General features: G+C 60.4%; 17 protein-coding genes. 4 read left to right on the top strand and 13 right to left on the bottom strand.

Annotated features, from left to right (window positions below; all coding sequences use genetic code 11):
- Nucleotides 1-12: 12 nt before the first annotated feature.
- The 4 genes from arcC to arcD (C7534_RS04215) all read right to left on the bottom strand — a co-directional run bounded on the left by arcC (nt 13) and on the right by arcD (C7534_RS04215) (nt 4,947).
- The gene (arcC, locus tag C7534_RS04200) at nt 13-942 is read right to left on the bottom strand and encodes a carbamate kinase (RefSeq protein WP_046032049.1); all 930 of its coding nucleotides are present in this window, start codon (nt 940-942) and stop codon (nt 13-15) included.
- A 194-nt stretch (nt 943-1,136) separates the two neighbouring features.
- Nucleotides 1,137-2,147, bottom strand: coding sequence for an ornithine carbamoyltransferase (locus C7534_RS04205; protein ID WP_046032048.1), 1,011 nt, complete (start codon nt 2,145-2,147; stop codon nt 1,137-1,139).
- A gap of 80 nt (nt 2,148-2,227) precedes the next feature.
- On the bottom strand, nt 2,228-3,484 hold the full coding sequence (gene arcA, locus C7534_RS04210; RefSeq protein ID WP_046032047.1) for an arginine deiminase: 1,257 nt from the start codon (nt 3,482-3,484) through the stop codon (nt 2,228-2,230).
- Between the two features lie 35 nt (nt 3,485-3,519).
- Complete coding sequence (gene arcD, locus C7534_RS04215; protein ID WP_077431381.1) at nt 3,520-4,947, bottom strand: arginine-ornithine antiporter; 1,428 nt, start codon at nt 4,945-4,947, stop codon at nt 3,520-3,522.
- Between the two features lie 461 nt (nt 4,948-5,408).
- Between arcD (C7534_RS04215) and arcD (C7534_RS04220) the strand changes: the two genes are divergently transcribed.
- The gene (arcD, locus tag C7534_RS04220; protein ID WP_109785078.1) at nt 5,409-6,836 is read left to right on the top strand and encodes an arginine-ornithine antiporter; all 1,428 of its coding nucleotides are present in this window, start codon (nt 5,409-5,411) and stop codon (nt 6,834-6,836) included.
- A complete protein-coding gene (locus tag C7534_RS04225; protein ID WP_109785079.1) occupies nt 6,833-7,696 on the top strand; it encodes a DNA-3-methyladenine glycosylase family protein in 864 nt (287 codons plus the stop codon). The genes arcD (C7534_RS04220) and C7534_RS04225 overlap by 4 nt, the downstream gene beginning before the upstream one ends.
- Before the next feature lie 104 nt (nt 7,697-7,800).
- Here C7534_RS04225 and C7534_RS04230 read toward each other — a convergent pair whose 3' ends face one another.
- From C7534_RS04230 to gap, 9 genes are all read right to left on the bottom strand, one after another.
- Complete coding sequence (locus C7534_RS04230) at nt 7,801-9,132, bottom strand: CoA transferase (RefSeq protein WP_109785080.1); 1,332 nt, start codon at nt 9,130-9,132, stop codon at nt 7,801-7,803.
- 201 nt (nt 9,133-9,333) lie between these two features.
- On the bottom strand, nt 9,334-11,478 hold the full coding sequence (locus C7534_RS04235) for a methyl-accepting chemotaxis protein (RefSeq protein WP_046032042.1): 2,145 nt from the start codon (nt 11,476-11,478) through the stop codon (nt 9,334-9,336).
- Between the two features lie 178 nt (nt 11,479-11,656).
- A complete protein-coding gene (locus tag C7534_RS04240; protein ID WP_109785081.1) occupies nt 11,657-12,052 on the bottom strand; it encodes a YbaN family protein in 396 nt (131 codons plus the stop codon).
- A 137-nt stretch (nt 12,053-12,189) separates the two neighbouring features.
- Nucleotides 12,190-12,798, bottom strand: a complete 609-nt coding sequence (locus C7534_RS04245; RefSeq protein WP_109785082.1) for a biliverdin-producing heme oxygenase — start codon at nt 12,796-12,798, stop codon at nt 12,190-12,192.
- Nucleotides 12,799-12,912: 114 nt separating this feature from the next.
- Nucleotides 12,913-15,477 carry a TonB-dependent receptor gene (locus C7534_RS04250; protein WP_109785083.1) on the bottom strand — a complete coding sequence of 855 codons (2,565 nt, stop codon included), beginning with the start codon at nt 15,475-15,477 and terminating at the stop codon, nt 12,913-12,915.
- A gap of 122 nt (nt 15,478-15,599) precedes the next feature.
- Nucleotides 15,600-16,565, bottom strand: coding sequence for a FecR family protein (locus C7534_RS04255; protein WP_109785084.1), 966 nt, complete (start codon nt 16,563-16,565; stop codon nt 15,600-15,602).
- An 83-nt stretch (nt 16,566-16,648) separates the two neighbouring features.
- The gene (locus C7534_RS04260) at nt 16,649-17,167 is read right to left on the bottom strand and encodes an RNA polymerase sigma factor (RefSeq protein ID WP_077431387.1); all 519 of its coding nucleotides are present in this window, start codon (nt 17,165-17,167) and stop codon (nt 16,649-16,651) included.
- 76 nt (nt 17,168-17,243) lie between these two features.
- The gene (locus tag C7534_RS04265; RefSeq protein ID WP_109785085.1) at nt 17,244-17,708 is read right to left on the bottom strand and encodes a methylglyoxal synthase; all 465 of its coding nucleotides are present in this window, start codon (nt 17,706-17,708) and stop codon (nt 17,244-17,246) included.
- A gap of 17 nt (nt 17,709-17,725) precedes the next feature.
- Nucleotides 17,726-18,727, bottom strand: a complete 1,002-nt coding sequence (gap, locus tag C7534_RS04270; RefSeq protein ID WP_109785086.1) for a type I glyceraldehyde-3-phosphate dehydrogenase — start codon at nt 18,725-18,727, stop codon at nt 17,726-17,728.
- 220 nt (nt 18,728-18,947) lie between these two features.
- Between gap and edd the strand changes: the two genes are divergently transcribed.
- Both edd and C7534_RS04280 read left to right on the top strand, forming a co-directional pair.
- The gene (gene edd / locus C7534_RS04275; RefSeq protein ID WP_109785087.1) at nt 18,948-20,774 is read left to right on the top strand and encodes a phosphogluconate dehydratase; all 1,827 of its coding nucleotides are present in this window, start codon (nt 18,948-18,950) and stop codon (nt 20,772-20,774) included.
- The gene (locus C7534_RS04280) at nt 20,771-21,721 is read left to right on the top strand and encodes a glucokinase (protein ID WP_109785088.1); all 951 of its coding nucleotides are present in this window, start codon (nt 20,771-20,773) and stop codon (nt 21,719-21,721) included. The genes edd and C7534_RS04280 overlap by 4 nt, the downstream gene beginning before the upstream one ends.
- Nucleotides 21,722-21,776 lie beyond the last annotated feature (55 nt).

The following is a 21,776-nucleotide window of genomic DNA, read 5'->3' on the forward strand; positions in this document are numbered from 1 at the left end:
AGACGTTTCTCCCTACAAGTAAGTAATGCCAGGTTTCGCCGTGCTGATGCGCGTACCTGCCTTGCCCTGGACGATCGCTTCGATGTCCGAGAGTGAACCGATCACCGCGACCTTTCCAGTATGGCGTGCGAATTCACAGGCTGCCTGCACCTTGGGCCCCATGGAGCCGGCGGCGAAGCCAAGTTTTTCCATTTCATCCGGGTGAGCCTGGCCGATGGCTTTCTGGGTCGGCTTGCCGTAGTCGATGAACGCGGCGCTGACGTCGGTGGCGATCACCAGAATATCGGCTTCAAGCTGTTCGGCCAGCAGCGCCGAGCACAGGTCTTTATCGATCACCGCTTCGACACCTTCCAGTACGCCGGGTGAGGTGTACATGGTCGGGATGCCGCCACCGCCGGCGCAGATCACGATGCTGCCTTTTTCCAGGAGCCACTTGATCGGGCGGATCTCGAAAATGCGTTTTGGTTTGGGGCTGGCCACCACGCGACGGAATTTGTCGCCGTCCGGGGCAATCGCCCAGCCTTTTTCGGCGGCGAGTTTTTCCGCTTCGGCCTTGGCATATACCGGGCCGATCGGCTTGGTAGGGTTTTGAAAGGCCGGGTCTTTGGGGTCGACTTCAACCTGGGTGAGCAGGGTGGCGAAGGGCACTTCGAAGTCCAGCAGGTTGCCCAGTTCCTGTTCGATGATGTAGCCGATCATGCCTTCGGTTTCGGCACCGAGCACGTCCAGCGGGTAGGGGGAAACCGAGGTGTAGGCCGCGGCTTGCAGCGACAACAGGCCGACCTGCGGACCATTGCCGTGGGCGATTACCAGTTGGTTACCGGCATGGACCTTGGCAATTTGTTCGGTGGCGATCCGGATGTTGGCGCGCTGATTATCCGCGGTCATGGGTTCACCACGGCGGAGCAGGGCGTTACCGCCCAAAGCGACGACGATACGCATAATGGCAATCCTTCCAGAAAAACAGTGAGATGCGGTCATTGTGGGAGCCTGGCTTGCCAGCGATGCAGACGCCTCGGTGAATCAGTTACAGCGAGGTGATGCCATCGTCGGAACGCCGCCCGGGGCAAGCCCGGCTCCCACAAAAGTCAGCTCCCACATTGACTGAGTCCAGTCAGTGGGAGCCGGGTGCGCCGTTAAAGGTCAGCCAAAGTCGACACCAGAATCGCCTTGATGGTGTGCATGCGGTTTTCCGCTTGCTCGAAGGCGATGCAGGCCGGCGACTCGAACACGTCATCGGTCACTTCGATGCCGTTCTTCAGGTTCGGGTACTGCTCGGCAATCTGCTTGCCGATTTTGGTATCACTGTTGTGGAAGGCCGGCAGGCAGTGCATGAACTTGGTGCGCGGGTTGCCGGTGGCTTTCATCAGTTCGGCGTTGACCTGGTACGGCAGCAGTTGCTGGATACGCTCGGCCCAGGCTTCAACGGGTTCGCCCATCGACACCCAGACGTCGGTGTGGATGAAGTCCACGCCTTTGACCGCGGCTTTCGGGTCTTCGGTCAGGGTGATGCGAGCACCGCTTTCTTCCGCATATTGCTTGCAGCGAGCCACCAGGTCGTCAAGCGGCCACAGGGCTTTTGGCGCGCAGATGCGCACGTCCATGCCCAGCTTGGCGCCGATCAGCAGCAGCGAGTTACCCATGTTGTTACGGGCGTCGCCCAGGTAGGCGTAGCTGATGTCGTGGATCGGCTTGTCGGCGTGTTCACGCATGGTCAGCACGTCGGCGATCATTTGCGTCGGGTGGTATTCATCGGTCAGGCCGTTGAACACGGGTACGCCGGCAAACTTGGCCAGTTCTTCGACGATTTCCTGCTTGAAGCCACGGTATTCAATGGCGTCGTACATGCGCCCCAATACGCGGGCGGTGTCTTTCATGCTTTCTTTGTGGCCGATCTGCGAGGAGTTCGGGTCGATGTAGGTGACGTTGGCGCCTTGGTCATAGGCCGCGACTTCGAACGCACAGCGGGTACGGGTCGAGGTTTTTTCGAAGATCAGCGCGATGTTGTTGCCTTTGAGGTGTTGCTGCTCGGTGCCGGTGTACTTGGCGCGCTTGAGGTCGCGGGACAGGTCGAGCAGGTAGCGCAATTCGCGAGGGGTGTGGTGTTCCAGGCTCAGCAAATTACGGTTGTGAATATTAAAAGCCATGATGGATCTCCTTTGGTGTCGGTTATCCCCTTGGTCGCGCATGCCCTGGGGTACAGGGCTGCGCCGGCCAAGGCTGAAGGTTAGTAGTCGATTGGGTCGCGAATGATCGGGCAGGTCATGCAGTGGCCGCCGCCACGTCCACGTCCCAGCTCGCCTGCGCTGATAGTGATGACTTCGATGCCCGCCTTGCGCAGCAAGGTGTTGGTGTAGGTGTTGCGGTCATAACCGATCACCACGCCTGGCTCCACAGCCACCACGTTGTTGCCGTCGTCCCACTGTTCGCGCTCGGCGGCGAAGCTGTTGCCGCCGGTTTCCACCACGCGCAACGCTTTCAGGTTGAGGGCCTTGGCCACGGTGTCGAGGAAGCTGGCGTCTTCGCGTCGGATGTCGATGCCACCCGGTTTTTTCTCATCCGGACGCAGGGTGAAGGCGACGATCTGATTGACGACTTCAGGGAAAACCGTGACGAGGTCGCGGTCACAGAAGCTGAACACGGTATCGAGGTGCATCGCTGCGCGGGATTTCGGCAGACCGGCGACGATGACTTTTTCGACCGCTTTGTTTTTGAACAGGCTTTGCGCCAGCAGGCCAATGGCCTGGCGGGACGAGCGTTCGCCCATGCCGATCAGCACCACGCCGTTGCCGATTGGCATCACGTCGCCCCCCTCCAGGGTGGAGCTACCGTGTTCCTGGTCCGGGTCGCCGTACCAGATCTGGAAGTCGGCGTTGGTGAACTCCGGGTGGAATTTGTAGATGGCGGTGGCCAGCAGGGTTTCCTGGCGGCGCGCCGGCCAGTACATCGGGTTCAGGGTCACGCCACCGTAGATCCAGCACGTGGTATCGCGAGTGAACTGGGTGTTGGGCAGTGGCGGCAGGATGAAGCTTGAGTGGCCGAGGAAGTCGCGGAACATCTCGATGGCTTTGCCGCCGAAACTGGTCGGCAGGTCATCGGCGGAGACGCCACCGATCAGGAACTCGGCGATCTTGCGCGGCTCCAGGCTGCGCAGCCACGAGCTGGTTTCATTGATCAGGCCCAGGCCCACCGAGTTGGCAGTGATCTTGCGCTCCAGAATCCAGTCGAGCGCTTCCGGGATAGCAACGATGTCGGTCAGCAGGTTGTGCATTTCCAGTACATCGATGTTGCGTTCGCGCATTTTGGTGACGAAGTCGAAATGGTCACGCTTGGCTTGGGCGACCCAAAGCACATCATCAAACAGCAGTTCGTCACAGTTGTTCGGGGTCAGCCGCTGGTGGGCCAGGCCTGGGGAGCAAACCATGACTTTGCGCAGTTTGCCGGCTTCGGAATGCACGCCGTACTTAACTTTTTCCGTGGTCATTACAGTGATCCTCCAGATGACAAATTATTCAGGTGTTACAGGGTCAGGAAGCCGGAATACAGCCCATAGGCCGCCACCACGGCGCCTATGATTACGGCTGCAAAAATCAGCTTCTCGACGTTGGTGAAAACAGGTTTGCCCAGTTCACGTTTGGCCTTGGCGAACAGGATTACGCCGGGCGCATAGAGCAGGGCGGACAGCAGCAGGTATTTGGTGCCGCCGGCGTAGACCAGCCAGACCGCGTAGATCACCGAGATGGCGCCGATCAACAGGTCCTTGGTGCGCTCGCCCGAGTCGTTTTCGTAAGTCTCGCCGCGCACCGCCAGCAGCAGCGCATAAGCCGCCGACCACAGGTAAGGCACCAGAATCATCGACGTGGCGAGGTAGATCAGTGACAGGTAAGTACTGGCCGAAAACAGCGTGATGATCAGGAACAACTGCACCATCGCGTTGGTCAGCCACAGGGCGTTGACCGGCACATGGTTGGCGTTTTCCTTGCGCAGGAACTCCGGCATGGTGTGGTCCTTGGCCGCGGCGAACATGATCTCCGCACACAGCAGCACCCACGAAAGCAACGCCCCCAGCAGCGAGATGATCAGGCCTACGCTGATCAGCACCGCGCCCCAGTGACCGACCACGTGCTCCAGCACGGCCGCCATCGACGGGTTCTGCAGCTTGGCCAGTTCCGGTTGAGTCATGATGCCCAGGGACAGCACGTTCACCAGCACCAGAAACAGCAGCACAGTGATGAAACCGATGACGGTGGCTTTACCTACATCGGTGCGTTTTTCTGCGCGGGCCGAGAAAATGCTCGCGCCCTCGATGCCGATGAACACCCAGACGGTGACCAGCATCATCTTGCGTACCTGGTTCATCACGCTGCCCAGGTCCGGGTTTTTCACGCCCCAGATGTCAGCGGTGAAGATGTCCAGTTTGAAGGCGAAAATCGCGATCAACACAAACAGCACCAGCGGCACGATTTTGGCGACCGTGGTTACCAGGTTGATGAACGCGGCTTCCTTGATCCCCCGCAACACGAGGAAATGCACGCCCCAGAGCAGCACCGATGCACCGATCACGGCAGCTACCGTGTTGCCTTCACCGAAAATCGGGAAGAAGTAACCCAGGGTGCTGAACAAGAGTACGAAGTACCCGACGTTGCCCAACCACGCACTGATCCAGTAACCCCAGGCGGAAGAGAAACCCATGTAGTCGCCGAAACCGGCCTTGGCGTAGGCGTATACCCCGCCGTCCAGATCAGGCTTTCGGTTGGCCAGGGTCTGGAAGACAAACGCCAGGGTCAGCATGCCAACGGCGGTGATGGCCCAGCCGATCAGTACGGCGCCAACGTCAGCACTGGCGGCCATGTTTTGTGGCAAGGAGAAGATCCCGCCACCAATCATTGAGCCGACAACCAGAGCAACCAACGCGCCAAGTTTCAGTTTTGCGGGGGATTCAGACATCGCATGACTCCAGTGCAGGAGAAGAGAGACAACAGAGTAGTTCTGTTAGCTGTTCGAACATCTGACTTAGATCAGTGCATGAACACATTCCATTGTTAATTAAAGACTTTTGGATGCTTTTCGGTCCGGATACGGATCGCCGGAGAAGCCTAATCCAGAGGCCTCGCTCAGAGCTAGCCGGAATAAGCGAGCTTTGGTGGCGATCTTTAAGTTAGTTCTTTTTGGCGTTTCCGCAAATATTTGGCGCCTGTTTTTGGTACGGAATTGATTTATTAGGATTAACCCACAAAATCGCTCTTTGCCATGACGGCCATAGAATGTTCGGTTATAAATAAATGACCGTGACATGGCGTTATCTAATAAACGTTATTACGCTGTATCTATTTAGTTAAAACCCGTCATGTGACGGTTTTATAACCATGGTCGCCCGGCCGCATTTGGAAAAAAGTGGAGACGCAGGAATGTCACAACCGACGCAAAAGCTTCGCCTGAGCGCGTTGATCGCCCTGGTGGTGGGTTCGATGGTTGGCGGGGGGATCTTCTCGTTGCCGCAGAACATGGCGGCGCGAGCCGATGCGGGGGCGGTGCTGATCGGATGGGCCATCACCGCCGTCGGCATGCTGACCCTGGCGTTCGTCTTCCAGACCCTGGCCAATCGCAAGCCTGAACTGGATTCCGGGGTGTATGCCTACGCCAAGGCCGGCTTCGGCGACTACATGGGATTTTCCTCCGCTTGGGGTTACTGGATCAGTGCGTGGCTGGGCAACGTCGGTTATTTCGTGTTGCTGTTCAGCACCCTCGGTTATTTCTTTCCTGTCTTTGGCCAGGGCAACACACCCGTCGCCATCGGCTGTGCCTCGGTGCTGCTGTGGGCCGTGCATTTCCTGGTGATGCGCGGGATCAAGGAGGCGGCGTTCATCAATCAAGTGACCACCGTGGCCAAGATCGTGCCGCTGATCATGTTCATCGTCATCGCCGCCGTCGCTTTCAAAGCGGACATTTTTACCCGGGACATCTGGGGACGCAGCAACCCGAATTTTGGCGGGGTGATGGACCAGGTGCGCAACATGATGCTGGTGACGGTGTTCGTCTTCATCGGGATCGAGGGCGCCAGTGTCTACTCGGCCCGGGCGGAGAAACGTTCGGACGTGGGACGGGCGACGGTCATCGGTTTTATCGGGGTGCTGGCCTTGCTGGTGCTGGTGAACGTGTTGTCGCTGGGCATCATGAGCCAGCCAGAATTGGCCAACCTGCAGAACCCGTCGCTGGCGGCCGTGCTGGAACATATCGTCGGGCCCTGGGGGGCGTTGCTGATCAGCGTTGGCCTGGCGATATCGCTGCTGGGGGCTTTGCTGTCCTGGGCGCTGCTGTGTGCCGAGATCCTGTTCGCCACGGCCAAAGACAAGACCATGCCCGCCTTCCTGAAAAAGGAAAACGCCAACCACGTGCCGGTGAATGCGCTGTGGCTGACCAACGTGATGATCCAGATATTTCTGCTGATCACGCTGTTTTCCGCCGGCACTTACACCAGCCTGATCTACCTCGCGTCGTCGATGATTCTGGTGCCGTACCTGTGGTCGGCAGCGTATGCGGTGTTGTTGAGCGGGCGCGGCGAAACCTACGAGCACGCCAGCGCCGAGCGCACCAAGGACCTGATGATCGGGGGTATCGCGCTGGGGTATGCGGTGTGGTTGCTGTATGCCGGCGGGGTCAAATATTTGCTGCTGTCGGCGTTGCTGTATGCGCCGGGGGTGATTCTGTTCGCCAAGGCCAAGCATGAGCAAGGCGAGCCATTGTTCACGCATGTCGAGAAGGGCATTTTTACCTGCGTCATGATTGGTGCCGGGTTGGCCGCGTATGGTCTGTACAGCGGGTTGCTGTCGTTGTGAGGTTGTTGCTGGCCTATCAGCCGCCGTATGACTGGTCGGCGATGCTGGGATTTTTGTCGGTGCGGGCGGTGGCCGGGATGGAGGCCGTGGCCGACGGGGTCTACTCGCGCAGCATCGGGTTAAACGGTGTCTACGGTACGTTTTCGATAGGACCGACAGACGCTGACGCCCTTGAACTGACTCTGGATTTTCCGGATGCGATGGCCGTGCCCGGGATCGTGGCGCGGCTGCGTCGGATGTTTGATCTGGATGCGGATTTGCCAGCGATCCACCGCCAGTTGGCACGGGACCCGTTGATGAAGCGCCTGATTGCCCAGCGTCCGGGCTTGCGGGTGCCGGGGGCCTGGGATGGATTGGAGTTGGCGATTCGAGCGGTGTTGGGGCAACAGATCACCGTGGGCGCGGCGATCCGCCTGGCGGGCAAACTCGTGGTGCAGTATGGCGCGCCGTTGCAGTCGCCGCTGGCGGGATTGACCCATGTGTTTCCTGAGTCGGCCGTGTTGGCGAACGCGGATCTGGCGGCATTGGGCATGCCGAAAAGCCGGGGGCGAACCTTGTCCGGTGTGGCTCAGGCGTTGCGGGATGATCCTCGGTTGTTTGAGCCGGGCCGAGAAGATGGCGTGGCGCGGCTACTCGCCTTGCACGGGATTGGTGACTGGACGGCGCAGTACATTGCGTTGCGCCAGTTGCGCGAGCCGGATGCGTTTCCGTCTGGGGATGTGGGATTGATCAAGGCACTGGCGGCGCTGGAAAGCGGGCCGGTGACCGCGCGGGATTTGTTGCTGCGAGCCGAGGCGTGGCGACCTTATCGAGGGTATGCGGCGCAGTTGCTCTGGACATCACTCAGCCGCTCTGACTGAGCTGTTTGTTCTGGCCCCATCGCGGGCAAGCCCGCTCCCACAGTGGATCTGTGCCGATCACAAAACCTGTGGGAGCGGGCTTGCCCGCGATGGGGCCAGAATCATCACCACCACTGCGCACGATGGGAACCCAACTCTGTCGCGGGTAGCCCCCACTGCAACGGTGTCCCGGTGATTTTCAACGGCACATGAAGCCGATGCGCCGGCCCCCAAGGCGTCTGCTCAATCACGATCCCTTGATCGTTGTCATCCTCTGCCCGCAACGGTTCTTGCACCCCGGCACCCTGTTCAATCAACAGTTTCGCCGTCCGCGCCAACGACAACCGCGCCGAACCCCCACGCCCCAATAAAATGACAGCCGCAGCCGCCATCAAATACCCGGTGGCGTGATCGAGCGCCTGCACCGGCAAGGGTGTCGGTTTGTCCGCGTGTTTCCACTGCATCCCGGCGTCGCAAATCCCGCTGCTCATCTGCACCAGGCTGTCGAAGCCACGGCGGTTCTGCCACGGGCCGCTCCAGCCATAGGCGTTGAGGCTGACATCCAGCAGGCCCGGCGCCAGTGTCCGGCGCTCGGCAACGCCGTAGCCCAAGCGTTCCAGTGCATCGGCGCGGTAACCGTGCAAAAGGATGTCCGCTTCCTTGAGCAGGGTTTCGAATACAGCGCGATCATCTTTACTGTGCAGATCCAAGCGCGCACAGCGTTTGCCCAAGGTCACCTCCGGTACCACGCCGGGTTCGTTCCAGGTCGGCGGGTCAATGCGCAGCACCTGCGCACCGAGGCCCGCGAGAAAACGGCTGGCGACCGGACCTGCCAGCACGCGGGTCAAGTCCAGCACCTTGATCCCGGCCAGTGGCTGGGCCACGGAGCCGCGCCACGCTTTGGCGGGGTGGCCGCTGGCGTCGCTGAACTGAATCAATGGCTCGGCGTTGACGGCCAACCCTTGCGGGTGCCGCTGCCATTGCGCCCACGTGCGCATTTCGGCGGCGCAGCCCCCGGCGTCGACCACCGCCTGCTCCAGAGCGCTTTTGGCCCAATGCGCCACTTTGCTCGCCATCGCCGCGCGGTCAACGCAGGTGCCAAGCACGCTTTCAGCCGCTACCCGGTGATGGGGGGCGTTGGTGTGCAGGCGGATCCAGCCGTCATTCGTCGCGTAGTCACCGGCCACCGGGTCCCACATCGGCGGAACGCTCCAGCCGACGGGGCGGATCGACGTGGCGAACCAGAAAGAGGCAAGGCGGCGGTCGACTTCAACCCCCGGCAAGCGACCGGTGTGCTGCCGCAATAGCTCGCTGACAGCCTGTCCGGCGGCGGCAATGCTGGCGCAGGCCAGATCGGTCACGGCAAACGCCGAGGGCAGGGCGCCGCTCGACGTGAAAGGTATGGGGGTGTGAGGCAAGCCGAGTGCGGCTTGAATGGACGTGAGTAAATCAGTCATCGAAGGCCCTCCGGAACGAGAGCCCGAGCATAGTTCAAAACGGCTGACAGACCAGATGATCGTTCCCACGCTCTGCGTGGGAATGCCTCAATGGACGCTCTGCGTCCGCTTTTGGGACGCAGAGCGTCCCGGGCTGCATTCCCACGCAGAGCGTGGGAACGATCCTGTCGCGGGCAAGCCTTGCTCCTACAGGAACGTGAATTACACCCGGAACTGATCCATCAATTTCATCTGGTGCGTGGTCAGCGAGTTGAGATGGCTGCTGATCTGCGCCGATTCGGTGGCTTGGCCGGTCAGGGTTTCGGTGACGGTGCGGATCGCCGAGACGTTGCGGTTGACCTCTTCGGCCACTGCGCTTTGCTGTTCGGCAGCGCTGGCGATTTGCAGGTTCATGTCGCTGATCACCGTCACTGCATCACTGATTTTGCCCAGGGCCTGGACCGCTTGCTGGATCTGCCCAGCGTTGTTGTGGGCCTGGGTCTGGCTCGAATGCATGGTGGCGACCACGCCACGCGTGCCGCTCTGGATGCGCTCGATCACCTGGCGAATTTCTTCCACCGAATCCTGAGTGCGTTTGGCCAGGTTGCGCACCTCGTCGGCCACCACCGCAAACCCGCGACCGCTTTCACCGGCACGGGCCGCTTCAATCGCGGCGTTGAGCGCCAGCAGGTTGGTTTGTTCGGCAATGCTACGGATCACTTCCAGCACCGAACCGATCTGCTCACTGTTGACCGCCAACGCTTCGACTTCGGTCACCGCTTTGCTGACTTCGTCCGCCAGTTGATTGATGTCGCGGGTGCTGCGCTCGATGATCTGCATGCCATCTCGGGCCGATTGGTCGGCACCTTTGGCCGCACTGGCGGCGTTCGAGGCACTGTTGGCAACGTCGTGGGCGGTGGCGCTCATTTCGTTGGACGCGGTGGCGACCTGGTCGATTTCACGGAACTGCACTTGCATGCCTTCGCTGGTCTGACGGGCGATTTCCGAAGACTGGTCGGCCGTGCCGCGGGCGTCGGTGATGCTTTGCTTGATCTGCGCGATGGTCGGTTGCAGCTTGTCGAGGAAGCGATTGAACCAGCTGACCAGTTCACCCAATTCGTCTTTCTTGCTGTAGTTCAAACGCTGGGTCAGGTCGCCGTCGCCGCTGGCAATCGCCTTGAGCATGTCGGCCACGCTGTTGATCGGGCGGGTCACGCCCGACGCGGTGAGCCAGATCAGCAGCAAGCCGCCCAAACCAGCAATGACGGCACCCAGCACCGCTTTGATCGTGCCGCTTTGCTGGGCGTCATCGAGCACCGCTTGCAGTTTCACCGAGTCGGCCAGCAACACTTGTTTGGGCAAGTCGATCACCACGGCCCAGGTTTTCGCGTCAGTGATGGGGCTGACCGGGTAGACCGCGCGGATCAGGTCGCCTTGCTGAAGAATCTTCGGCGCTCCGCTGCCGAGCAATTGCAGGATGTCCCTGCCGTCCGCGCCGAGGGTGTCGCCGATGCTCTTGCCGACTTTACCGGCGTCGACACTGTAGGCCGCGAGCACGCCTGTGCCGGAGACGATCAGCATGTGCCCGGCGCTGTTGAACAGTTCACGCTGGGAGTCGACCGCCGCCGCTTGCAGGGCATCTAGCGCGATGTCGACACCGACCACGCCGATGGACTTGCCATCCACCAGCAGCGGTACGGAAATGGTGGTCATCAACACTTCTGTTTTGTTAGCGCCGACGGTATCGGCGTAGGGGTCGAGCAGGCAGGTACGCTTGCTGTCCCGCGGGCAGGTGTACCAGACGTTGTAGGGTGTGCCGCTGAGGTTCAGGGTGGTTTTGGTCATGTCCTCTTCGACCATGATTGTGTTGAGCGCCTCGCCCCCTGCACGGCTCCAATACGTGGCGAATCGCCCGGCTTCGTTGGACTGGCGGACCGCATCATTGACGAACTCGCTGTCCTTGCCATCCAACCCGTTGGGCTCGAACGCCAGCCAGATCCCCAGCACTTTGCTGTTGCGCTCGAACGCGGTTTTCAGGTTCTGGTTCAACTCTTCACGCAGGGCGCCGGCGTCAAGCGAGCGCTTGGCCGCCAGGGTGCGCATGTCCTTGATCTGATCGGCCAGGGCCGTCACCACCGTCAGCGTTTCACCGAAGGTCTTCTGCACTCGCACCGCTTGTTCGGCAGCTTTGGCTTGCAGCAGGCTCTGCACGCTGTCGGTGAGCATTTTGCTGCTGGAGGCGTTGACCAGATCATCGTTCTGATTGGTCTGGTAAATGTTCATGCCGACGATCAAGACGACCACGCCGAGCAGGCAAAGACCGGAGAGCAAAACGATTTTCAGACGGATAGAGAGGGAGTCGAACATAGGGCGAACTCACAAATGGATGAAGTGTTGGCAAGGAGTCGAAACCGACTCGGTACGCCAAATCCATTTAGCGCCATTCAATGCACATCGGCGCTTTGTGAAGGTTGCATGAACGCAAGTCGACGAACGGTAGTGGTTGACCGTTTGCGCAGGAAAATGCCCTGAAAAGAGCTGAATTTCAGGAAATTCTCGGTACTGATTCCGGTCGCGACCAGATCCACAGATTGCCCAGGCTCATGCCGGCAATCGCCAGGTAAATCGTCCAGCCGTGATCGAGCATCACCAGCATCAGCGTGGCGCACAGCAACATGCTGACGGTGGCACTGACTTTGGCTCGACGGGCGATGATCTTGCCGTTGCGCCAGTTGCGCAGGATCGAACCGAACAGCCGATGGTTTTCCAGCCAGGCACTCAAGCGCGGCGAACTGCGGGTCGCGGCCCAGGCGGCGAGCAGGATGAATTCGGTGGTGGGCAGGCCGGGCACGACGATGGCGATCAGGCCGATACCGAGGCTGATGTAGGCCAGCAGGCCGAAGAGCAGGCGGGAGATTTTTGAAGAGGAGGGCTGAGGCATTGGTCTCAAGGGCACGGGAGTGAGGCGGACCTGTGGGAGCGGGCTTGCCCGCGATGACGGTCTACCCTTCAACAAAGATGCTGAATGTCACATTGCAATCGCGGGCAAGCCCGCTCCCACAGGATATTTGTTTGGCTTCAGGCCGGTTCGGCTGCGGTGGCGTAAGCCTGTTCCAGCAACACGGTAAACCGGTTGAACGCGTCGATGGCGCCTTTGTCCAGATCGGCTTCTTCCTGTGCGCTGAGCGTCAGGCCATCCAGCGTCTTCACGAAACTTTTCCAGCCTTCAGCGCGACCACCGGTTGGTTCGCCAAGATGGCGGGCGCCGAAGGTTTCACTCAAGCCCAGGCCAACGGCTCGCTTGATCAGGAACGCTGCGCCGAGCTTCGACCCTTCGGAAACGAACAGCCAGCCCAGCGCTTCGGCCTGGGTCGGGTTCTTCACGGCACCGGCGACGGCGGCCGGCACTTCGGTTTCCAGATCAGCGAGGTCAGCCTTGGCCGCTTCGGCACGGCAACGGGCCGGCAGGTCGGGAACAATCGCGGTCAGTGCGGCATCGTTGTACAGCGACACCAGTTCCGACTGGAACAGGTACTGAGCGACCACGAAACGGGCGAAGTTGGCCTGGGTTTCAAACGGCGCGTGGGCTTTGACCAGGGCATCAAGTTTGGTATGCGGTTCGTGGGTGATCTGGTTCAAACGTTGCGAACGCAGAGCAGGGCGTTGAGCGGTGTCCTGAGAGGTCATGAGAAATCCTTGAGAAATGGAGGCGCTTGGTAACGAGACGAATCAGCAGGCGCGCGACAGTAAAAAATCTTCACTGTGCAGCTTTTACTGGGCTGCACAGTGAGCCGGGCGGGATCAGATATCCCAGACCAGATTGACCGCGAAGTTGCGACCCGGCTGGGTCAGGCGGTCGAGGTTGGCCGGCTGAGTCACCGAGGCTTCGCCGACGCTGTCGTAGCCGCGTACGTCATCCCATTGCCAGTACTTTTTGTTGGTCAGGTTGTAGAGGCCGGCGTTGACGGTCACGTCGTCGGTCACCTTGTAGAAACCGGCCAGGTCGAGCACGCCATAACCCGGTGTCTTGAACTGGGTGCTGGTGCCGTCCGGAGTCTTGAAGCTGGTGCTGTCGACGCGGGTCTTGCGCTTGACCAGTGTCCAGTTCAGCAGGGCGCCGTAGTTGTCCTGGTCGTAACCCAGGCCGAACACGCCGGTCAGCGGGTTGATACTGTTCAGCGGCTGACCGGTGTCATCGTTACGACCGTACTGGTAGGCCGCCGAGCCTTGGGTATAGAGGCCGTTCGGAGCGCCGAAGTTGTCCAGGTTCAGGCGACCCTTGAGCTCCACACCTTTGATGGTCGCGTGGGCGATGTTGTTGCTCTGGAACGTGGTCTCGGTGTAGCCGGGCGTAATGGCGTTCTCGTCAATGAAGTCGCGGTATTTGTTGTAGAACACCGCCACATCGAACGTGCCGGCCTCGAATTGACCGCGCAGGCCGGTTTCATAGCTCTTGCTCTTTTCCGGTTCCAGGTCCGGGTTAGGGGCGACCTGATAGCCGCCCGCGAGGTTTTCGAAGCGACCATACAAAGCCTTGGCCGTCGGCGTGCGGAAGCCTTCGGCGTATTGGCCATACCAGGTGTAGTTGTCGTTGAAGCGGTAGGTGGTGCCGAGTTTTGGCGACAGTTGATGCCAGGTTTTGGTGTCTTCGCTCACGACGCCGTTGCCGCTCTGGTCGGCGGTGGCCAGGAACTCATCGGTGACGTGCGGCTTGAGTTGGGTGTAGTCGTAACGAGCACCGGGCTGGAAGGTCCAGTTGCCCCAGCTGATCTGATCCTGGGCAAACAGGCTGTAAGTGTTGATCGTCGGATCGGGGAAATCGCTCGCCGGTTTCAGGGTGTCGGCGGGGCTCGCGGCACCGATGACCCGACAGGAACCGGCCACGGTCAGACAGGTGCCGGTGCCGGTACGCAGGCCGGTGACTTTGTCCTGTTTGATGGTCGTGCCGTAGGTGACGAGGTGAGCGGTGTCGGCAATGGCGAATGACTTGTCAGCCTGGACATCGAACACCCACTGGCGATCTTTGTAGTTGGTGTCGCGGTTGCGCAGCACGGTGCGCGAAGGTGCGTAGATTTCCTGGGTGCTCTGGTCGGCCTTGGCGATCTGATAGTTCAGGGTCCACTTGATGTTGTCTGCCAGGGCGCTGTCCAGACCAAAGTTATGATCCAGGCCAAAACGTTCGCGAGTGATCGTGTCGTTCCCGGTACGGGATTTATAGAAGCCGAAACCACGCCCGGCGTTGAACGGGCCGCCCACCGCGCTCAACTGGTTGGTGTCGCTGTCGGCCTTGTAGTTTTCGTAAGTCAGACCAAAGCGCGCGTCGTCGGCGTAATCCCAGCCCAGCTTGGCCAGTACGCTGGTGGTGCGCACGTCCTCAGGGTTGGCCTCGGTGCGGTTCAGGCCGGTGCCACCGGTTTCGCCGTAAGACTCTGTTTCATGACCGTTGCGCTGGCTCAGGTGCAGCAGGCCGTCGAACTCGCCGGTACGGCCGGCCACGGTGCCGGAGGTCAGCCAGCTTTCATCGGCCGAGCTGTAACCGGTTTTCAGGCGCGCGCCGACGTCCTTGCCAGGTTTGATGATGTCATCCGGGTCCAGCGTGTAGTAGCTGACAGCGCCGCCGATGGCGTTGCTGCCATACAACACCGACGCGGGGCCCCGGAGGATTTCCACGCGTTTGACGATTTCCGGGTCGACGTAGTTGCGGTTGGTCTGGGCATACGGGCCGTTGAAGAAACTGTCCGGCACTTGCACCCCATCGACCTGGGTCAATACGCGATCGCCGTCGATGCCACGGATGTTGTAGCCCGTGAGACCGGCGCGCTGGCCTGTGCCGCCCACCGAAACGCCCGGTTCATAGCGCACCAGTTCCTTGATGTTATTGACGTTGTTGCGGTCCAGGTCTTCACGGGTATAAACGCTGACTGTGCTCGGTACGCTGTTCACGTCCTGTTCATTACGGGTGGCGCTGATCGTGACCTGGTCCAGGTTGATCGCGCCGTTGTTGCTGCGTTTCTCCAGCACAATGTTGCTGGTGCCCAGTTTGCGATAGCTCAGGTTGGTCCCCACCAACAGGCGATCGAGGGCTTTTTCCGGCGGCAACGAACCGCGTACGCCCTGGGAAGCCACGCCTTCCGCCAGCTCTGCCGGCAAGCCGACTTGCCAACCTGTCACGGCGGTAAAGGCATTGAGTGCCGACACCAGCGACTGAGCAGGGATGGCGAACGAATAATCACCCATGTTGCGGGTCGACGGCTCGGCCGCCGTGGCGGCCATGAGCGGCGCGGCACCGGCCATGAGGATGGCGGCGGTCAGCAGCGACAGCACGCAGGAAGGTGAAGAGGACTGGCGGGTAAGGCGAGAGGACATCGATAGCGCTCCGTGTCGCACGAATCTTTATAGGTGCTGATTGGCATTTAGAGATGCGAATCAATTGCATTGGCTATAACGAGACGAACGAACGCGTGCTATCGAGTAAAAATAATTCTCATTTAGTTCAGGATGACTAAAGCGGGGAATTCCTGAAGCCGTGCGGAGGTGATGTGTGCCAGCGAGCGGACCACATCCAGCGGTTGGTCGAGACGGTAATTGCCGGTCACCGCGACGTCGGCCAATTGCTCGTTGTTGTTGATGATCCAGCCCGGATAGTAGCGACGCAGCTCTGCCAGTACCTGGCTCAGCGGGCAGTTCTCGAACACCAGTCGACCCTGGACCCAGGCCAATTCGGTGGCGGCATCGAGCTTGGCGGGCCGGTCGAAACCGTTGGGGCCGATACGAATGCTTTCACCGGCGCTGAGGCGCACACGCGTATCGTCGTGCGTCGCCCGCAAGTCGACATCCCCGCGCTGCACCCGAACCTGCGTCACGCCGTCCAGATAACGCACGGCAAACGCGGTATCGCGCACGCTGGCCGTAACGGGCCCGGCGTCGATTTCCAATGGCTGGCCACGACTGGCTTGCACTTCGAAAAACGCTTCGCCCTGATACAACCTGGCCACGCGCTGTTGATCGTTGATGGTGCTGGAAAACGCCGAGTCGGTATTGAGCAGCACTTTGGAGCCGTCCTCCAATTGCAGGCGCTGGCGTTCACCTATCACGGTCAAGTGGTCGGCCTGAAGGCGCATCGGCAGGTTGCTGAAACTGAACAGGCCGAGGATCAACACGGCGGCCGTCGCCAAGGGTTTCCAGTGCGGACGCAGGCGCGACAGGACGGTTACTTTCGGCGGCCGGGCGGCCAGTTGTTGTGCGCATTGCACCACTTGCGGGCCATCCCAGATCGCCTGCGCCTTGGCGAACGCCTCGGCATGCAGCGGATCAGCAGCCAGCCAGTCATGAAACGCCTGGGTCTGGTCTTCGCTCGGGCTGCCCAGCACGATCAGCCAGTCCAGGGCCTGGTCCATCGCGGTAGCGGGGTCCCTGGCCGGCGAGGGCGAAGGGGAGCGGTGGGTGTCCGTCACGGTGTTTCCTCGGCAGTGTCTGTGCACGGCTGTTTTTTTAGTGAGGCTTGGAAGTGGGGCAAGGGTAGCAAAGCCTGACGAACTCAGTCGCCGTTTGAGCGCTCGGCGACTCCGATGCAGATCGTCATGATCAGCTTCAGTTCCTTCTGCACAGTACTCAACGAGACGCCGAGCTTCTCGGCGATCTCCAGATAACTGTGTCCGTTCAGGCGGCTGAGGATAAAAATCTGCTGCTGACGATGGCTCAGTTCACCGAGGCTCACGTTCAAACGCTCCAGCAATTGTTCGGCATGGACGGCATCTTCGGCGCTGCTGGTAGGGGCGGCGATGCTTTCCACCACGTCCAGCGGCACGTCGTCGAGCAGGGTGCGGGACTGAATGCGACGCGCGCGCAAATGGTCCAGCGCCAGGTTGCGGGCGGTCTGGAACACGAAGGGTTCGAGGTGATCGATGGGCCGTTCACCCAGCGCGCGAGTCACTCGCAGGTAGGTCTCCTGCAGGAGGTCTTCGGCAGTGCTGTGATTGTTGACCATCCGCTCCAACGTGCGCAGCAGCGAAACGCGCTGGGCGATGAAGACATGATTGAAGCGCGATTGACTCACGGGGGAACCTGATCCATTTCGAGCGAATGATAATGCTTATCATCCGCTCGGATGGTCAAGTACTGATTGTGAGGGGTTACGCTCGGCCGGATAAATACGTCGCGTAATCGGGGATGCGATGTTCGTGTGCCTGATCCATCAACGGGCTGCTGAGCAGGTAGTCGGCGCTGCATTCATTGCACGCCACCGGAATGTTCCAGACCGCCGCCACGCGCAGCAAAGCCTTGATGTCCGGGTCGTGGGGTTGCGGCTCGAACGGGTCCCAGAAAAACACCAGCAGGTCGACGCGCTGCTCGGCGATGCGTGCGCCGAGCTGTTGGTCACCGCCCAAAGGTCCGCTGATCATGCTTTCCACCGGCAGGTCGAGGCGTTGTTGTAATAACAACCCGGTGGTGCCGGTGGCGAGCAGTTCATGTTGCGCGAGTTTGTCTTTGTGCCGTTCGGCCCAGTCCAGCAAAAACACTTTGCAGTGGTCATGGGCGACCAAGGCGATACGCTTGCGCGCCGCCAGGGTCTTGCGCGTAAAACTGATACCGATCATCGGTGACTGCTCCGGGCTTATTCAGCGTTGCACAACGCCAGGCAGTTATCGAGCATGCGGTTGGAGAAGCCCCATTCGTTGTCGTACCAGGCCAACACCTTGAGCAGCTTGCCGCTGGACTTGGTGTGGTTGGCGTCGAAAATCGACGACAGCGGGTTGTGGTTGAAGTCGCTGGAAACCAGCGGCAGGGTGTTGTACCCGAGAATCTTCGAATGCTGGCTGGCTTCTTTCAACAGCGCATTCACTTCATCGGCCGATGCTTCACGCTTGAGCTGAACGGTCAGGTCCACCAGCGACACATTGATCACGGGCACGCGAACGGCCATGCCGGTCAGCTTGCCCGCCAGTTCCGGCAGGACGAGGCCGACGGCTTCAGCGGCACCGGTCTTGCTCGGGATCATGTTCTGGGTGGCGGAACGGGCGCGGTACGGGTCGGTGTGATAGACGTCGGTCAGGTTTTGATCGTTGGTGTAGGCGTGGATCGTGGTCATCAGACCGCTCTCGATCCCGAGTTCACGGTGCAGCACCTGAGCGACCGGGGCCAGGCAGTTGGTGGTGCACGACGCGTTGGAAATGATTTGGTGGTGTTGGCGCAAAATGTCGTGGTTAACCCCATACACCACGGTGGCGTCGGCGCCTTTGGCCGGGGCCGAGATGATGACTTTGCGCGCGCCGGCCGTAATATGCGCGGCGGCTTTGGCGCGGTCGGTGAACAGACCGGTGCATTCGAACACGACATCAATCTTTTCTGCAGCCCAGGGCAGTTCGGCGGGGTTGCGAATGGCGCTGACGGCGATGCGGTCGCCGTTGACGGTCAGGCTCTCCTGGTCGTGCTGGACATCGGCGTCGAACGTGCCGTGAACAGTGTCGTACTTGAGCAGATGAGCGTTGATCGCGCTGTCACCCAAATCATTGATGGCAACGATCTGCAGGTCCTGACGATAGCCTTGGGTATACAGTGCGCGTAAGACGTTGCGGCCAATTCGGCCAAAACCATTGATTGCGATTCGAAGAGTCATTTAACAGGGCCGCCGTCGTTTTGTTGTTGGAATTACAAGATTATTCGCATAAAAATAGAAAACAAGCCTTTTTAATGGCAATATTTTGTTCAATCTACAACGAGTGACCTGAACAAACTGGTCCGACCGATCAAGAAAACCGTCTGTCATCCCAATCACAACGGTCCTTGTTCAGCATAGACAATCAGGTCGCCACATCCGTTAGCCTGGAGTTCTACACATGCATCCCCGCGTCCTTGAGGTCACCGAACGGCTTATCGCCCGTAGCCGCGCCACACGTGAGGCCTACCTTGCTTTGATTCGCGGTGCGGCCAGCGACGGTCCGATGCGCGGCAAGCTGCAATGCGCCAACTTCGCCCACGGCGTGGCGGGTTGCGGTACGGAAGACAAGAACAGTCTGCGGATGATGAACTCCGCCAACATCGCGATAGTTTCGTCATATAACGACATGCTCTCGGCACACCAGCCGTATGAAGTCTTCCCGGAACAGATCAAAAGAGCGCTGCGCGAGATCGGTTCGGTCGGCCAGTTTGCCGGCGGCACCCCGGCCATGTGCGACGGTGTGACCCAGGGCGAGCCGGGCATGGAACTGAGCTTGCCGAGCCGCGAAGTGATCGCGATGTCCACCGCCGTGGCGTTGTCCCACAACATGTTCGACGGCGCGCTGATGCTCGGCATCTGCGACAAGATCGTGCCGGGCCTGATGATGGGGGCTTTGCGTTTCGGTCATCTGCCGACGATTTTTGTGCCGGGCGGACCGATGGTCTCGGGCATTTCCAACAAGCAGAAAGCCGATGTGCGCCAGCGCTACGCCGAAGGCAAAGCCAGCCGTGAAGAACTGTTGGAATCGGAAATGAATTCCTACCACAGCCCTGGCACCTGCACGTTCTACGGCACCGCCAACACCAACCAATTGCTGATGGAAGTCATGGGCCTGCACTTGCCGGGCGCCTCCTTCGTCAACCCGAACACGCCACTGCGCGATGCCTTGACTCGCGAAGCGTCGCACCAGGTCACGCGTCTGACCAAGCAGAACGGCGACTTCATGCCGATCGGCGAAATCGTCGACGAACGTTCGTTGGTCAACTCCATCGTGGCGCTGCATGCCACTGGCGGCTCGACCAACCACACCTTGCACATGCCGGCCATCGCCATGGCGGCGGGTATCCAGTTGACCTGGCAGGACATGGCCGATCTCTCCGAAGTCGTGCCGACCCTGAGCCACGTCTACCCGAACGGCAAAGCCGACATCAACCACTTCCAGGCGGCGGGCGGCATGTCGTTCTTGATCCGCGAACTGCTGGACGCCGGGCTGCTCCACGAAAACGTCAACACCGTGCTGGGTCACGGCCTGCGCCGTTACACCATGGAGCCGTTCCTCGATAACGGCGAACTGGTCTGGCGCGAAGGCGTGACCGACAGCCTCGACGAAAGCATCCTGCGCCCGGTCGCTCGTGCGTTCTCGCCAGAAGGCGGTTTGCGCGTGATGGAAGGCAACCTGGGCCGCGGCGTGATGAAAGTATCGGCCGTAGCCTTGGAAAACCAGATCGTCGAAGCACCGGCGATGGTGTTCCAGGATCAGCAGGACCTGGCCGATGCGTTCAAGGCCGGTTTGCTGGAGAAGGATTTTGTCGCGGTGATGCGCTTCCAGGGCCCGCGCTCCAATGGCATGCCGGAACTGCACAAGATGACGCCGTTCCTTGGCGTGCTGCAGGATCGTGGCTTCAAAGTGGCGCTGGTGACGGACGGGCGTATGTCCGGTGCCTCGGGCAAAATCCCGGCGGCGATTCATGTCAGCCCCGAAGCGTATGTCGGTGGCGCTTTGGCGCGGGTGCAAGAGGGCGATATCATCCGCGTCGATGGCGTCAAAGGCACCCTGGAACTTAAGGTGGACGCCGCTGAATTTGCAGCGCGCGAACCTGCCAAGGGCCTGTTGGGCAATAACATTGGCAGCGGTCGTGAACTGTTTGGTTTCATGCGCATGGCCTTCAGCTCGGCGGAGCAGGGCGCCAGCGCCTTTACTTCTGCCCTGGAGACGCTTAATTGAAACTGGCTTTGGTCGGTGACATCGGTGGGACCAACGCACGTTTCGCGTTGTGGAAAAACCAGCAACTGGAATCGGTCCAGGTGCTGGCGACGGCAGACTTCGCCCATCCGGAAGACGCGATCAGTCTTTACCTGAGCGGTTTGGGGCTGGCGCCGGGTTCGATCGGCTCGGTGTGCCTGTCGGTGGCCGGTCCCGTGAGTGGCGATGAATTCAAGTTCACCAACAATCACTGGCGACTGAGCCGCAAGGGTTTCTGCGAGACCTTGCAGGTCGAGCAGCTGTTGCTGGTCAATGACTTCTCGGCCATGGCGCTGGGCATGACCCGTTTGCAGCCCGGCGAATTCCGCGTGGTCTGCGAAGGCATGCCGGAACCGTTGCGCCCGGCCGTGGTGATTGGTCCGGGCACTGGTCTTGGCGTCGGCACCTTGCTGGATCTGGGGGAAGGGCGTTTTGCCGCGTTGCCCGGAGAAGGCGGTCACGTCGACTTGCCGCTGAGCAGTCCACGGGAGACCCAGTTGTGGCAGCACATCTTCAATGAGATCGGCCATGTCAGTGCTGAAACGGCCCTGAGCGGCGGCGGCTTGCCGCGGGTCTATCGGGCGATTTGCGCGGTGGACGGTCACACGCCGGTACTTGAAACCCCGGAAGCGATTACTGCGGCCGGGTTGGCCGGTGATCCGATCGCATTGGAAGTGCTGGAGCAGTTCTGTTGCTGGCTTGGCCGCGTGGCCGGCAACAACGTGCTGACCACCGGCGCGCGCGGTGGCGTGTACATCGTGGGCGGGGTGATTCCGCGATTCGCCGATTTCTTCCTTGAAAGCGGATTTGCCCGGTGCTTCGCCGACAAGGGGTGCATGAGTGACTACTTCAAAGGCATCCCGGTGTGGCTGGTGACGGCACCGTATTCCGGCCTGATGGGCGCGGGTGTGGCGCTGGAACAGGCTTGAGACCGAGTACCATTCATCGCGAGCAAGCTCGGCTCCTACACAGGGTTGTGATGAC

The sequence above is a fragment of the Pseudomonas sp. OV226 genome (assembly GCF_003148705.1).
In the GTDB taxonomy this organism is placed as follows: Bacteria; Pseudomonadota; Gammaproteobacteria; order Pseudomonadales; family Pseudomonadaceae; genus Aquipseudomonas.

Excerpts from the sequence above, each read along its gene's own strand:
- arcC (WP_046032049.1), bottom strand. The coding sequence starts at position 942 with ATGCGTATCGTCGTCGCTTTGGGCGGTAACGCCCTGCTCCGCCGTGGT.
- C7534_RS04205 (WP_046032048.1), bottom strand. The coding sequence starts at position 2,147 with ATGGCTTTTAATATTCACAACCGTAATTTGCTGAGCCTGGAACACCAC.
- arcA (WP_046032047.1), bottom strand. The coding sequence starts at position 3,484 with ATGACCACGGAAAAAGTTAAGTACGGCGTGCATTCCGAAGCCGGCAAA.
- arcD (WP_077431381.1), bottom strand. The coding sequence starts at position 4,947 with ATGTCTGAATCCCCCGCAAAACTGAAACTTGGCGCGTTGGTTGCTCTG.
- arcD (WP_109785078.1), top strand. The coding sequence starts at position 5,409 with ATGTCACAACCGACGCAAAAGCTTCGCCTGAGCGCGTTGATCGCCCTG.
- C7534_RS04230 (WP_109785080.1), bottom strand. The coding sequence starts at position 9,132 with ATGACTGATTTACTCACGTCCATTCAAGCCGCACTCGGCTTGCCTCAC.
- C7534_RS04235 (WP_046032042.1), bottom strand. The coding sequence starts at position 11,478 with ATGTTCGACTCCCTCTCTATCCGTCTGAAAATCGTTTTGCTCTCCGGT.
- C7534_RS04240 (WP_109785081.1), bottom strand. The coding sequence starts at position 12,052 with ATGCCTCAGCCCTCCTCTTCAAAAATCTCCCGCCTGCTCTTCGGCCTG.
- C7534_RS04245 (WP_109785082.1), bottom strand. The coding sequence starts at position 12,798 with ATGACCTCTCAGGACACCGCTCAACGCCCTGCTCTGCGTTCGCAACGT.
- C7534_RS04250 (WP_109785083.1), bottom strand. The coding sequence starts at position 15,477 with ATGTCCTCTCGCCTTACCCGCCAGTCCTCTTCACCTTCCTGCGTGCTG.
- C7534_RS04265 (WP_109785085.1), bottom strand. The coding sequence starts at position 17,708 with ATGATCGGTATCAGTTTTACGCGCAAGACCCTGGCGGCGCGCAAGCGT.
- gap (WP_109785086.1), bottom strand. The coding sequence starts at position 18,727 with ATGACTCTTCGAATCGCAATCAATGGTTTTGGCCGAATTGGCCGCAAC.
- edd (WP_109785087.1), top strand. The coding sequence starts at position 18,948 with ATGCATCCCCGCGTCCTTGAGGTCACCGAACGGCTTATCGCCCGTAGC.